Raw genomic sequence first — 12,662 nt, 5'->3', positions numbered from 1 at the left:
CGAATGTTCCAGACAACTCGGTCTTCGTTACAACCATCCGGACTTCTTGAAACTCGCCCACAAACTCACACACCCCACCGTAATAAACCCCAGCACACCGAAATAGCCGTAATGCCAACTCAGCTCCGGCATGTTCTGGAAGTTCATCCCGTAAATTCCCGCCACCGCCGTCGGAAACGCCAGAATTGCCGCCCAGGCAGCGAACTTGCGCTGCACCACGCTTTGCCGTGAGGCCTCGAGCAATACCCCAATCTCAATGGTCTGGCTGGCAATGTCGGCCAGCGTGCTCAGGTCTTCCATCTGCCGCGTGACGTGGATCTGCACATCACGGAAGTACGGGCGCATGTTCTTGTCGATAAACGGGAAGCTCAGCTTCTGCAGTTCCTCGCCAATTTCCACCATCGGCGCCGCGTACCGGCGCAGGCGTACAACGTCACGGCGCAAGCCATGCAGCTTCTGAATGTCACGCTCATTCAACGCGCTACACAACACGTTGCGCTCCAGCTCATCAATTTCGGCGTGGATCGCTTCGCCCACGGGTTGGTAGTTCTCGATGACGAAATCGAGCAACGCATAAAGTACGAAATCTTCCCCATGCTCCAGCAACAGTGGACGCGCCTCACAGCGTTGGCGGACATGGGCGTAGGACGCGGAGTGGCCGTTACGCGCGGTGATGATGTAGCCCTTACCGGCAAAGATGTGCGTCTCGATAAATTGCAGAACGCCGTTTTCGCGTATAGGCGAGTAGGTGACGATAAACAATGCGTCGCCAAAGGTTTCCAGCTTCGGTCGACTGTGTTTTTCCAGAGCATCTTCGATGGCCAGTTCGTGCAGGTTGAACTGACGTTGCAGATTGGACAGTTCTTGAGCGTCCGGCTCTTCCAGACCGATCCAGACAAAATGTCCGGTTTTCGCGGCCCAGGCGGCGCCTTCGTCGAGGCTAATATTGGTGACTTTCTTGCCTGCGCTGTACACCGCAGCAGCAACAACTCGACCCATGGTGGTGATTCACTTCTTCTTGGCAGGTGGCAGGGAATGCAAGGCTTCAGCTTAGCCGTGTCGCTGCTTGAGAGTCAGTGAAATCTGCACAGTTCACAGGGCAAAAGAAAACCCGCACAGGGCAGGTTTGCTTTTCACGCGGCTTGTAGCTGTCGATCCATCGAATCGATGCACTCGCGCATCTGCTCGCGGCATTGATTGATGAGCATGGGCATGTCATCCATGGTCAGTCCGGCTGTAGGAATCGCCGGCAACGAGCGTATGAGGATTTTTCCACTGTGCCAGCGATTCAGGCGCATGTGCTTGATGTAGCTGCTGACGCAAACCGGAACGATCGGCACACCGGCGGCAATCGCCATTTGGAACGCGCCTTTCTTGAAGGGCAGCAAATCTTCACCGAGGTTGCGCGTACCTTCCGGAAATACCCAGATCGAAGTGTCTTGGTTCTGCAGGGTGTTGGTGGTGGTCAACATCGACTGGCGCGCCTTGTGCGCATTGCCACGGTCGATCAACACATTGCCGGCCAGCCAGAACAATTGCCCGAACAGCGGTACCCATTTCAGGCTCTTTTTGCCGATGCACACGGTACGGCGGGGCACGACGTTGCCGAACACAAACAGATCGTAGTTGGACTGATGGTTGGCGATGATCACGCAGCTGTCAGGCTTGTTCATCAAACCACTGACGTCCGTTTTCACCCGCAGGCGCAAAATGCACATGGCTGGCAATGCGTAGAGGCGGGCGCACAGACGGCTGTTGTCCGGATTGAACGGACGGCAGATCCCGAGGATCACCCCGAGCACGCCCGCCAGAATAAAGTGCAGGCCCATCAATAACATACGAAACACGAACAGCATTTTCAGGCCCCACCGGGACAAAAGGTGGCGCAGTGTACGGATGTGCACTGTTTTCGGCAATTGCCGCTATAGAGTGCGGAGATAGCCGATGTTTAAGCGCATGTTTCAGACTTGCTTGTCAGACCCGTCCTAGAGCAGCCACGGCGTCTTCAACCGAGCGAGCAAGAAAAAGCCCGACACGATGGTCGGGCTTTTCTTTATCGCATGTGTCTGTGGTTAACCGAGATGTTCCTGATCCTGGATGATCGCGTTATCCAGGGTTTCCAGCAGCGCCTTGCGCACTTTCAACTTGGTGTTTTTGTGCGCGAGCATGTTGATCTTCTTCAACTGACGCGCAGCGGCGAGGGCGGCACCTTGCAACTCCTCGGCGGAAACCACCTTGTCGAGGAAACCGGCATCCACCGCACTTTGCGGATCAAACATCTCGCCGTTGATCACCGAGCGGTGGAACGCCGAACGACGCAGACGATCACGAGCCAGTTCGATACCTGCGTGGTGCATGGTCATGCCGATCTGCACTTCGTTTAGGCCGATGCTGAACGGACCGTCGACGCCGATACGGTAGTCGGCAGATAACAGAATGAAAGCGCCTTTTGCCACAGCATGACCCGGGCAAGCAACGATGACAGGGAACGGGTGAGAGAGCAGGCGACGCGCCAACGTCGAACCGGCAGTGACCAGCGCCACGGCTTCTTTAGGGCCGGCGGTCATCACTTTCAGATCGTAGCCGCCGGACAGAATCCCTGGCTGGCCGGTAATGATCACGATGGCACGATCAGTCACTGCTTGATCCAGCGCCGCGTTGAATGCCGCGATCACGTCCGGAGAAATGGCATTGACCTTGCCATTGCTCAAGGTCAGTGTCGCGATACCGTCTTCGAGGTGGTAGGAAATCAACTCACTCATGACGCTATTCCTTGTAAGAAAGATGGGCAGACGTTACCCACCGCCGCAGGTCAGGTAAAGCGCCGTGACTGACCCGCCAGTCACCGTTTCCCGGCGTAGCCAGCGTGGCGAGGCATTCTGCTTCTATATAGAAGGGTCACCTCCACCGAAGATTGGCCGGTTTGCCATGGCCTGACGGTCGACGAAACCACTTCTTCTCTTAACCGCATGAAAATTCTGAAAAAAAGTTTGCCATCGCAAAAGCTTTCGACTACATTAGCGCGCCTCGACAGACAGAACATGTTTGAAGAGATACGGTGAAGTGTCCGAGTGGCTTAAGGAGCACGCCTGGAAAGTGTGTATACAGGAAACTGTATCGAGAGTTCGAATCTCTCCTTCACCGCCAAATTCTACTAAAAGGCCCCGTTTTTACGGGGCTTTTTTGTGCTTGGCTGTTTTGTTCCCCCATTTGTCCCCCCGCATGCTTTTTGACAAGTTGTCTCGTCGAAGGTGGGGGCATGATTCGCCCATTCGCCGACGTTTGTGAAGCAGTTATCTCGTCTTTCCATTCCGAACGCTAGTACCCAGCGTATCCGTATTGGCTGTCGACTTCCGTAAGTCGAATGTCAGGGGTATCGACATGCAGCGTCTCCAATACAGGTCGCAAGGTCTAGTGTGTACGTTCACCGACACCAGTGCTCGTGATGGCTGCTCAGCCTTCATTGGGCAGGTTGTGGCTCAGGGCAATGATGGCGTTCATCCTCTTCACCTTCTTCAGGCGTTTTTCCACCTCTTGCTTGACCTGTTCTAGGTCGCCATTAAAAGGGGGTGGTTCGCTCTCCATGGCCAGCTCCCACATGACCAGGCGCTCAGTGGTGCGCTCCAGCTGCTTGATCGTCTGCTCAAGCTGAGCGTTGGCTGCTTCCACGGCGAGTTCTGCGCGCTTGCGTTCCAGTGTCAGGCTGGTCTTGAGGTTCTTCTCGCGCTCGCTGTGTTTTCTGGCGGCCCATTCGGCGTCGTCAATGAGTGTGGTGATGACGGCTGTCTCTGTGACCCTGTTGGCCTTGGACAGGCGAGAAAGGTTCGCTCGCGTCGCGCTGGGCAATGCGAAGGTACACGGCTTTCTGCCATGACTGGGCGCGCGATAGCGGTGTTGCCTCAACGCATTCTTCAGCCGAATTACAAACTTCAATCCCTCCGCGCTCTGCTCCAGGTAGGCGATGTCCGCTACGACCTGGTCGTATCCCTCCACCATGCGGCGAGCAAAGCGCTCAATGTCGCTGCGCATGGCGATGTCAGCATGCTTGCTGATGTACTCCTGCGCCCACTGCCACTCATCGCTACTTCTGCGTAACCATCTCGGTTCGCGCTTCTCTTCGATCATGGTTTCTGTCCGTCAGCCTGGCAGGGGTGTCTGCATAGGTAAGGTTTATTTTTCAGTAGTTATAGTAATGATACTGTCACGTTATGGGTAACGTTATTGTACAAATACAATATTTCTTATAGGGTATAAAAACTGTTAATTAATGACGTCACTTCAGCCTATGAAGCTTTTCTATCAGCTGTTTATAGCGTCACTGCAAGGGGCTGATCCAGAAACCCGGTTGGTGTTTGAGCTGCTTGCGGCTGGCGCGGTGCGCGCACCGGGCGATGCGCGGGGCTACCGAGTTGAGGTGCTGGCGGTACGCTTTCAACTGTCCCGAACACTGGTCAGTGACGCCTTGGGCGAGTTGGTACGGTTAGGTCTGGTGGTGCCAGAGCGCTCTCGGTCGGAGGGTAAAGGACGGCCCTCGATCACCTACACCCTCTCTCCTCAGGTGGTGCAGACGTTGACGGTCAGCGGGCCGGTGTACGGGATTCACGCTGAATTGCTCGGCTGTCTATTGTCTGGCGCCCCCATTGAGACGCAAGTGCCCGGCCTTCCCCTGCGCCCAGCAAAACAACGGCTAGCCGTGACCAGGGCGGGGCGGCCGGCACCACCGGGTGCGAGCAAGCGACTGAGTGCGGGTAATCGGTTGTTGTTCGCCACCTTGCTGGCACGTGCGGACCACTGTGGTGTGGTCAGTGGGCTCGGCGGTCCGGAGTTGCGGCAGTTGACCGGCTTCGACGCCGCCAGCTTAAAGCACCGCCTGCGACGCCTGATGGACCTGGGGTTGATCCGTCGTTATGTGCCTGGGGTCTCCAGCTCGATATTTGCCAGTCCTAGAGTCAGCAGCACCTATTTTTTGAATTTGAACCCTGGTTTTGGGCTCAAAAGTCACTGCGCGGTGATGGTGCATCTGGCGTGGGATCGGGAGGCTAAGCGCTTTACCCATGCCGATATTCTCAGCTTCGATGTCGCCGCGTATGAGCGCGGGGATAGGGGGTCAGCCCTGGTGACGCCGCTGAGCGTCCTTCGCTTTCTGGCGGGGCAGCGATCACGCGTTTACCCCGTACTCCAGGTCAGGCTGTATCGCTATGCCTCCTTTTTGCTGTCCCAGCGCTGGTCGGCTCTTTTGCCGGGGGCCTACCTGTGGGACGACAAGCTCTACGCCATGATCAGGCGTGACTTTCGCCAGCCTGTATTGAAGGGGGCTGGTGAGCACGCGACAGCCGAGCCAAGTAGGCATGAGTCCGAATGGGTGGAGATCATCGAGCACTTCTACAGGCTGACCCATGAAATCGCCCATGAGTTTCGCAGTCGCTTCGGTCAGGCCACCTTTCTGTCGCTGGATGGGAGGCAGATGAGCGTGCTCCCCGTGGCCGACGATCTGGGCTACAAGGTCATCACCCTGGTGGCTGGATTGCCCGCAGAAGGTGCCAAGGCGTTTGTCTGGCTGGAGGAGGAACGACCCGGTGCAGTCAGGCTTAGGCCAGAGATGGTGGAATCTGAAGTTAATCTGCTCAACCGCTATGACTTCGGGTTGCTCACGCCACCCAAGCGCAAAGCTGGGAAGCCCTAGGTCATTTTTTACCGACCCTGCCCATCCTCTGAACGAACAGAGGAGCCCCGTTCATGAGGATCATCCGCTTAATAGAAGTCATCGCTTCGACCGGTCTGGCCCGGTCGACCATCTACAAGTACATCGCTGACAGTACGTTCCCGAAGCCGGTCTCATTGGGAGAGCGTTGCGTAGGCTGGGTGGAGGGAGAAGTCCACGATTGGATCTTGGCCAGAATCGAGGCGCGCGACCTGGCTGACTAAACAACAGCCTGGGTTTAGAGTGCGATGAGTAAGTGGTAGGCATCACGACGGGGTAACTCCCGTCGTGATGCCTGTATGCCGTATGACCCCTGGCAGAGTGCGGTCGCTGTGCTCGCGCTCGACAAGAGCTGTTGGCAAGCGCTCAGTAGCCAGGGTGGCGAACGGTCGATGGGATGAGCTTCAGTCGAGTCATTCGGTTGGAATTACTGCGGACCTTTTCGCTACAAGCCTGTGGTTTAGTTCCAGAGTATCGAAGTCATCGAAAAGGCTATGTTCTTCCCGCGCTATCCGGTAATTCGCTACTCCTCTGCCTGGCTGGAGCGTAGGTGTGAATCTCTGTATTAGTATTATTAATACATTCTCTAATCATTATCTTGCAAGCCATCAACAAGACTAATAGATCCTTGCATCTACCTATCATCAATATAGAAATCCAGGTTCATTCAAAGGCCAATCGGGTAGCCCTCAATTGGGTAGGTACCAGATCAGGCTCTCTGCTGTAGCTCAGTCAGTCACCGGGGCAGTATCAGGCGCTTATCCGAGATCTACCCCTACAGACAGATAGAAGTAAATAAATACTCATCCCACTGAGGTTATGTATTCACTCAGCGGATCACTCTCATGGCTAACCCATCCAAGCGTCACATCGGCAACAGCAATCTTCACCTGCATCACGAGGACAGCTTTCGTGGGCTGCCCGTCATGGTGTCCTACAGCCCCTTCATTTCTGAATACCTTGAACGACTGTACGAAACGACTCAGCTCGCATTGAGCGATCATCGCCAGGTATTCGCTGTCCGTTTCGATCTACGGTTTCCTGATGACTCATTGCCCGATTCAGGCAGCACCGTCATCTCCAGGTTTGTCGATTCTTTGACCTTCAGGATCCAGTCAGCTCGAAAGCGCTCAGAGCGCCTGAACGGCTCTGCACATCGAACCAGTGTCCGCTGGTGCTGGGTCAGGGAGATGGGGCGGCAGGGTCGGCCTCACTACCACTTCGTGCTGCTACTTAATCGGGATGCGTACCACACCGTGGGACGCTTTCAATCAGAGAGGGAGAATCTCTACAGCCGTATTCAGGCTGCCTGGGCGAGCGCGTTGAAGATTTCGTTCGAGGAGGCTGATGGCTTAGTGCATATTCCTGCAAACGCTACATTCCACCTCTCTCAGGATGATTCGGGGGAGATGGATCGCTACTTCCATCGCGTGAGTTACCTCGGCAAGGCTGAGACCAAGGATTACGGTAAGCGATGCCGTGCGTTTGGTTGCAGTAGGGGGTAATGAGCCCTGTATAGGGCTCCATGATCGAGCGGGGGGAGGGGGAGTGCTCTGCCCCGTTGATACCAGCCGTCGATGAGGTCAGGGGCGTGCCTACTGACACGCCCTGATTTCCTAGATTCCTCAACCGGCCATCTTAAGCCAGTATTAGCCACTCACAGTAGGCAGCTATCGGGGCCAAAAGTGGCCTCCCGCTTGCAGACGACCGCGTTCGACCAAGATCTGCTACTTATCCCACTTCAAATTACCATAGGCCCTTATTCCCCCTTCACGTAGAATCAGCCAGATCAATCACTTCGAATGGAACCTCAGGTGAACGACTCCCTCTCTCAACCAGATTTGCAATCCCTGCTTGAGGCGATGGCCGATAAGGCTGCTTGGGCAAATTCCAGTCACTCGTTGGGTGATGTCGCGAAGGATAACGTTGGACTTGTCGCCGAGCTCGCTAACTTTGAACGGGACGGCACAGTGGCGTTGCTAGCCAGCCTGCTAACCCTTCCTGCGCATCAGTCCGAATGCTTGCGATTAGAGTTGCTGGTTGCCCTTGCCCTCGTTCACTGCCAGGGCCCGCAGGTTGCCACTGTCGACGATGCGCGCCGCTGGTATACGACCATTGGCACGTCGAACAGTGTCATTGGGGAAGATCCGGCAGAGGATGTGTTCGTCTCCATTGTTGGTAACGTGAAGGGCGATTACCGCATTCTGGAAGGCGTATGGGAGGCCGCAGGCTTTTATACACAGCTGATGGTCGACGTTGTCTTCGCTATGCCCGAAGAGAGCTACTTCATACCGCTTAAACGGGCCACGCAGGCGCTTCTACGGCTTTCGGACGTCATCTGCGCCAACTCTGATCTACGACGTTTCGAGCCGGGTGGTGAAGCCAACACCGGCTCGCTTGAGACGGGAGGCCTTGAAGCGAGCGCGCTCCGTTCACGTGTCACCTTGACGAAGCGCATGCTACAGGCGGCTGGTGTAGCAATTGCAGATCTTTCCCTCTTCATTCTCGACCACACACAGATCACTACCCTCAGTAGCCAGGTGCCCAGCGCGGGAATGCTGGAGCAGCGCCCGCTGCTCCGCATACGTGATGGCCTTGTCGTCGTGCTGCCCACTGCTCTATCCATCGCGCTTCGTCACGCGGTGATAGCGTTCGCTGTGCAGAAGGGAGAATTGATCAACCTCGACAGGGCATTAGCCAACGCCCATGCGCGTACTTTGTCCCAAATGCCGGCGTTTGGTAACGGCACGCGGATTCGGTTCTTCTGGGATAAGGATAGGACAACTCGATCGGCGATCGTCTACTCCTCAGTCGATGTGGGCCACTTCATGGTGCTCCAGTTCGTCTTGCCCTCTATGCAGCAGCACTCGGCCGAAGGTTTCAGCAGCATGCTCCGGCTCGATAAGGAAACCGCGAATCTCCTCGACGCCCGCGCTGCAAAAACCGCTGCTGAACTTGCCGGCCATCCCGACTTTCAGCGTGGCATAGTCGTGCGTGTAGGTTGTGGCTGGGGGGCGGGCTTTTTCGGCTCGGTTCCCGAGCTGCCTGCGGCATGGCAGTTCGAGTGGATGTCTAGCGCAGACTTTTTTCGCTTAGGTTCGCTACCCGATATGTCCGCACTCGCCTTCTGGCGTGTTCAGGATGCCGAAGAAATAATAGCGCGAGCCGGTGTGCGAATAATCAATGTCAACGGCATTCTCAACCTTCTTGGCTGGGCACGCGCCAATGACGGCCATATGGTTCCGCACAATCAACTGCCGGAAGGGCGTATCACCCCAGAGCGCCCTCTAATGCTAACAATCCCGACAGATCTGCTTCGTGAAGTGCGGTTGGCAGCAGACATGGGGTATGACTGGCACCGCATTTGTGACAACAGCGGCAGGTGGCACCGTGTTATGCGGCCGTCAGCGGGTGACTTCTTCCCAACCGAACGCGAAAGCAGGTGCTATGCATCCATCGATGAGCTTGAAGCACATCGACTAAGTTGTGTGTATGAAGGGCAGTGCAACCTCTGGGTGACGATAGAAGCACCTAATGTTCAAGATCAGATGCTCCTTTCTGAATTAGCGAAGATGGTACGCACGTGGGCTGGGCGAATTGGCGAGGCTGTTGAAGCCATTGGCGAGCAGAGAGCAAGGAAGTCCGTGAAGGTCTACCTGAACTTTGAAGGTGACGGTGACATTAGCCGGTTCCACGATGAGCAGATTCCATCTGACCTAAATACCTTCTGGAGACTCGAGCGTGTCCGTGAACAAGGGGCTATACGGGTTTTGCTGAAAGACGGGTATCTCGCTGGCTTCCAGGCACCGGACAACCGTGCGGAACGCGCTTTAGTGCGCGCCCTTGGCACTGCGTTTGCCACTCTTCTGCGTATCGATGCACCGATCGACCAGGGACTCGCAATCGAGCGAATAGCGGTTCCAAATAACGCTGCACGTAGCTTCCATATTATGAAAACGTTCGACTTCAGTGACCATGTACGTGGCTCCATGAGCCGAGACCTTTTGACTGTCGAGAACACCGAGTCAGGTGCGGCCAGAGTTGGGCTCGGCTGGCGTTCGGTTGCTGCCGATGCGCCAGCCCAATACCAGGGTAAGAAGGCGGTCGGCAAGCTTCTCAACGACGTAGTAGATGTGCTCCTTCGTGACATGCAGGGCGAGCTTTCTCGCTTTGATCGTCTGAAAACTCTCAACCGCCTGCTTGAGAACTGCGAACGGGCACGAAGCGAGGAAAACGATTGGCATCGGACGGCCGCTGCCGTCCTCGGACTGCATGCTGGTGAAGTCGGGGTCGAGGATACGATCGCCAAGCAGTTGGGACGTTTTGCCGGTGCAGCACTGACCTCTAGGTTAGTAATCGAACTGGCCCTTTGCGCGTGCCCCACTAAGGGCGGGACTGAGCCCTCCGACATGGCGCTTGGTCGCCTCCTTGCACAAGCAGCATTACTCTTTCGCATCGGCGGCATGTCGGACGCTGTACGCTTTGGTGCGCTGCCGGCCGAGGTCCAAATATCTCCCTTAGGTGACCTTCTCTTCCGCGACGAGCTTGGAGAAATGGTGCTTGAGCCTTTGCTGTCTAAGGCGACTAACGAGCGGTTCGAAGCTCATGCTGCAAGATTCGAGCAGCATTACGCAAAAGCGGATGACTTCGAAGAAGTGACTGATGAGGAAGCATATTGTGCTCCTGCCACAGTCGATGATGACACCGAGACCTTTCTGGCGCTCTGGAAGGCGGAGATGGGTTTTACGCTCGAAGAAGGCCTCCGTTTCGTCCATGCACTCGAGTCAATTGGCATGTCGAAACAGACGGCAATTTTCACGGTGGAGCGGAGCCAGCTGGAGAGTGTCGGTAAGTCCGCGGGGCTCGACGATAACGTCACGTCCGCTTTTCTTGACCAATTCGTCCTGAGAGCTCGCCCAAAGTGGGACGAGGTGACCGACGAGTTTGACCTCTCTGATATCTACCCTTGGCGCTTTGGTCGACGCCTGTCAGTAGTAGCCCGGCCTTTGTTACAGATGGAGGACAGCCAAGACCCGCTGGTGATCGTATCACCGGGACAACTGGGCAACTCTCTGCATTACCTCTTCAACGGGGCGCATACAGGGCGGCTCAAACGGGAGTTCTTCCGGACGGAGGGGATGAGAGATGAATGGCTGGGGGAAGCTCGGGAGGGACACACTTTCGAAAAAAACTTGGAAAAAGAACTGCTAGACGCAGGATGGACTGTTCGGCGCGGCATCAGCTTCCCTGAGATACTGAGGAGAAATCTCCCATCAAACCCAGGCGATATTGATCTGTTAGCTTGGCGTCCGGACCGCAACCAAGTGCTCATAGTCGAATGCAAGGACCTTTCACTCGCTCGAAACTACTCAGAAGTCGCTTCCCAGCTCTCCGAGTATCAGGGTGAAGACATAAAGGGCAAGCCAGATAAGCTCAAAAGGCATCTGAAGCGTGTAGCACTCGCGAGGGAGAACCTTGCTGACCTTGCACGATTCACGTCAGTCAAAGATCCCAAGCTCGTGTCCTGGCTTGTTTTCAGTGGAGCGTCCCCTGTCGCTTATGCGCAGTCTCAGATCGCTGCACTGCAAGGTACACATGTCGGGCGACCAAACGACCTTCTCAAATACTGATCGAGGGAAACGGGATTGTTGCTGCGTGAATTGACAGCTTAGGGATCTTGTAGCGAACGACGGACGCGTGAAACTCTAAACCATGCCGTTTTCAGGCAGCTACATCGTCCTCACGCCTCTAGCAGGAAATAGCATGGCGTCCTGAGAGCTTTGGATCGCAGATCTTCCCAATAAAAGTGCACCCACTTGAAACTAAGGCTGCTGACATATCGCCGTTTTGGAGTGCCCATTATGGGTCGCTTGCTGCCTCTCACTATGGGCGGAAAACGGTCATAAAGAGACATTCATTTTACGTCGGGATGCCCCCTAGCCGAAGCGATCAGTTGTTTGATCGTAAGCGCTCCATAAACCCCACCGATTTCAGGATGGGGTGAGCGCTCAGCCAGGTGATACCGGCGAGCAGTTCCACGGCAACAGGGCTTCGTAATCCTCAACCGAGGACGCCAGTGGCAAACGCTCCAGTGCGTGGCGCAGCCACGCATAGGGTTCTTGGTCATTGGCTTTGGCCGTCTCGACCAGGCTGTAAAGCTGAGCGCTGGCCGTCGCGCCTTTGGGCGTGTCGCTGAACAACCAATTCTTTCTACCGATGACGAAGGGCCGGATCGCACGTTCGGCGGCATTGTTGTCGATCGGCAAGTAGCCTTGCTCGACATACCGCTCAAGTTTGTTCCAGTTGCTCGCCAGGTAACCGACGGCTTTACCCAAGGCATTCTGAGCCGTGACCTGCGGCCGCGTCTTTTCCATCCAGCTTTTTAGCTGAGCCAGCACCGGCAGGCTGCGTTCATGGCGACCGGTCTTGCGATCTTCATCGACGTTATCCTTGAGGTCGCGCTCGATGCCGTAAAGCTTGTTGATCAGGTTCAGCGCGATATCCGCACGTCCCGTCTTGCCCTTGGGTTGCACTTTTTGCGCTTCGACAAACTTGCGCCGAGCATGCGCCCAGCAGCCCAAACGCTCAACTCCGGCCTGTGCGCCCAGCGCGTTGTAACCGGCATAATCGTCAGTCATCACGTAGCCGCGATAGCCATCGAGCAGGCGCGTCGGCACCTCCTGCGCCCGGCTGGTGGAATAGTCAAAAAGGATCACTGGCCTGTCAGGCGGGCCACCGGTTTGCACCCACATCCAGGACTGGCTGCTTGGCTCCCGATCCGGCTCTTTGAGCACCTGCACGCGCGTTTCATCGCAGTGGATGATGCGGCTGGCCAACAGGCTATCGCGCATCAAATTGAGCAGCGGCTGAAAGTGCTCACCGCACTGGATGACCCAGCGGGCCAGGGTCTGGCGCGGGATATCGATGCCATGACGGCCCAGCACCTTTTCGAAACGGTGAA

9 protein-coding genes and 1 tRNA gene are annotated in these 12,662 nt (G+C 56.0%); 5 read left to right on the top strand and 5 right to left on the bottom strand.

Annotated features, from left to right (window positions below):
• Nucleotides 1-27: 27 nt before the first annotated feature.
• The 3 genes from F8N44_RS05140 to F8N44_RS05130 all read right to left on the bottom strand — a co-directional run bounded on the left by F8N44_RS05140 (nucleotide 28) and on the right by F8N44_RS05130 (nucleotide 2,762).
• Nucleotides 28-999, bottom strand: a complete 972-nt coding sequence (locus tag F8N44_RS05140; RefSeq protein WP_038366894.1) for a magnesium and cobalt transport protein CorA — start codon at nucleotides 997-999, stop codon at nucleotides 28-30.
• A 134-nt stretch (nucleotides 1,000-1,133) separates the two neighbouring features.
• Nucleotides 1,134-1,856, bottom strand: a complete 723-nt coding sequence (locus tag F8N44_RS05135) for a 1-acylglycerol-3-phosphate O-acyltransferase (protein ID WP_150649594.1) — start codon at nucleotides 1,854-1,856, stop codon at nucleotides 1,134-1,136.
• A gap of 216 nt (nucleotides 1,857-2,072) precedes the next feature.
• Nucleotides 2,073-2,762 carry a crotonase/enoyl-CoA hydratase family protein gene (locus F8N44_RS05130; protein ID WP_016985527.1) on the bottom strand — a complete coding sequence of 230 codons (690 nt, stop codon included), beginning with the start codon at nucleotides 2,760-2,762 and terminating at the stop codon, nucleotides 2,073-2,075.
• A 295-nt stretch (nucleotides 2,763-3,057) separates the two neighbouring features.
• On the opposite strand from F8N44_RS05130, the gene F8N44_RS05125 reads away from it, so the two are divergent.
• Nucleotides 3,058-3,147, top strand: a tRNA-Ser gene (locus F8N44_RS05125).
• Nucleotides 3,148-3,453: 306 nt separating this feature from the next.
• Here the strand turns inward: F8N44_RS05125 and F8N44_RS05120 are convergent.
• Nucleotides 3,454-4,125: a hypothetical protein gene (locus F8N44_RS05120; protein WP_150649593.1), complete on the bottom strand. Its 672-nt coding sequence runs from the start codon at nucleotides 4,123-4,125 to the stop codon at nucleotides 3,454-3,456.
• Between the two features lie 160 nt (nucleotides 4,126-4,285).
• Here F8N44_RS05120 and F8N44_RS05115 point away from each other — a divergent pair, with 160 nt between their 5' ends.
• The 4 genes from F8N44_RS05115 (at nucleotide 4,286) to upx (ending at nucleotide 11,331) form a co-directional block, all read left to right on the top strand.
• The gene (locus F8N44_RS05115; protein WP_150649592.1) at nucleotides 4,286-5,683 is read left to right on the top strand and encodes a hypothetical protein; all 1,398 of its coding nucleotides are present in this window, start codon (nucleotides 4,286-4,288) and stop codon (nucleotides 5,681-5,683) included.
• 53 nt (nucleotides 5,684-5,736) lie between these two features.
• On the top strand, nucleotides 5,737-5,925 hold the full coding sequence (locus F8N44_RS05110; protein ID WP_150649591.1) for a helix-turn-helix transcriptional regulator: 189 nt from the start codon (nucleotides 5,737-5,739) through the stop codon (nucleotides 5,923-5,925).
• Between the two features lie 621 nt (nucleotides 5,926-6,546).
• Complete coding sequence (locus F8N44_RS05105; RefSeq protein ID WP_150649590.1) at nucleotides 6,547-7,206, top strand: inovirus Gp2 family protein; 660 nt, start codon at nucleotides 6,547-6,549, stop codon at nucleotides 7,204-7,206.
• Between the two features lie 309 nt (nucleotides 7,207-7,515).
• Entirely contained in the window at nucleotides 7,516-11,331 is a 3,816-nt protein-coding gene (upx, locus tag F8N44_RS05100; protein ID WP_150649589.1) for an anti-phage protein Upx, read from the top strand.
• Nucleotides 11,332-11,709: 378 nt separating this feature from the next.
• Here the strand turns inward: upx and tnpC are convergent.
• Nucleotides 11,710-12,662, bottom strand: a 953-nt coding sequence (tnpC, locus tag F8N44_RS05095; RefSeq protein ID WP_150649214.1) for an IS66 family transposase, incomplete at its 5' end; no start/stop codon positions are given.

The organism is Pseudomonas fluorescens, assembly GCF_902497745.1.
Lineage (GTDB): Bacteria > Pseudomonadota > Gammaproteobacteria > Pseudomonadales > Pseudomonadaceae > Aquipseudomonas > Aquipseudomonas fluorescens_BM.
The sequence above is the reverse complement of the archived record's forward strand: the minus strand, read 5'-3'. Positions and strand labels throughout refer to the sequence as shown.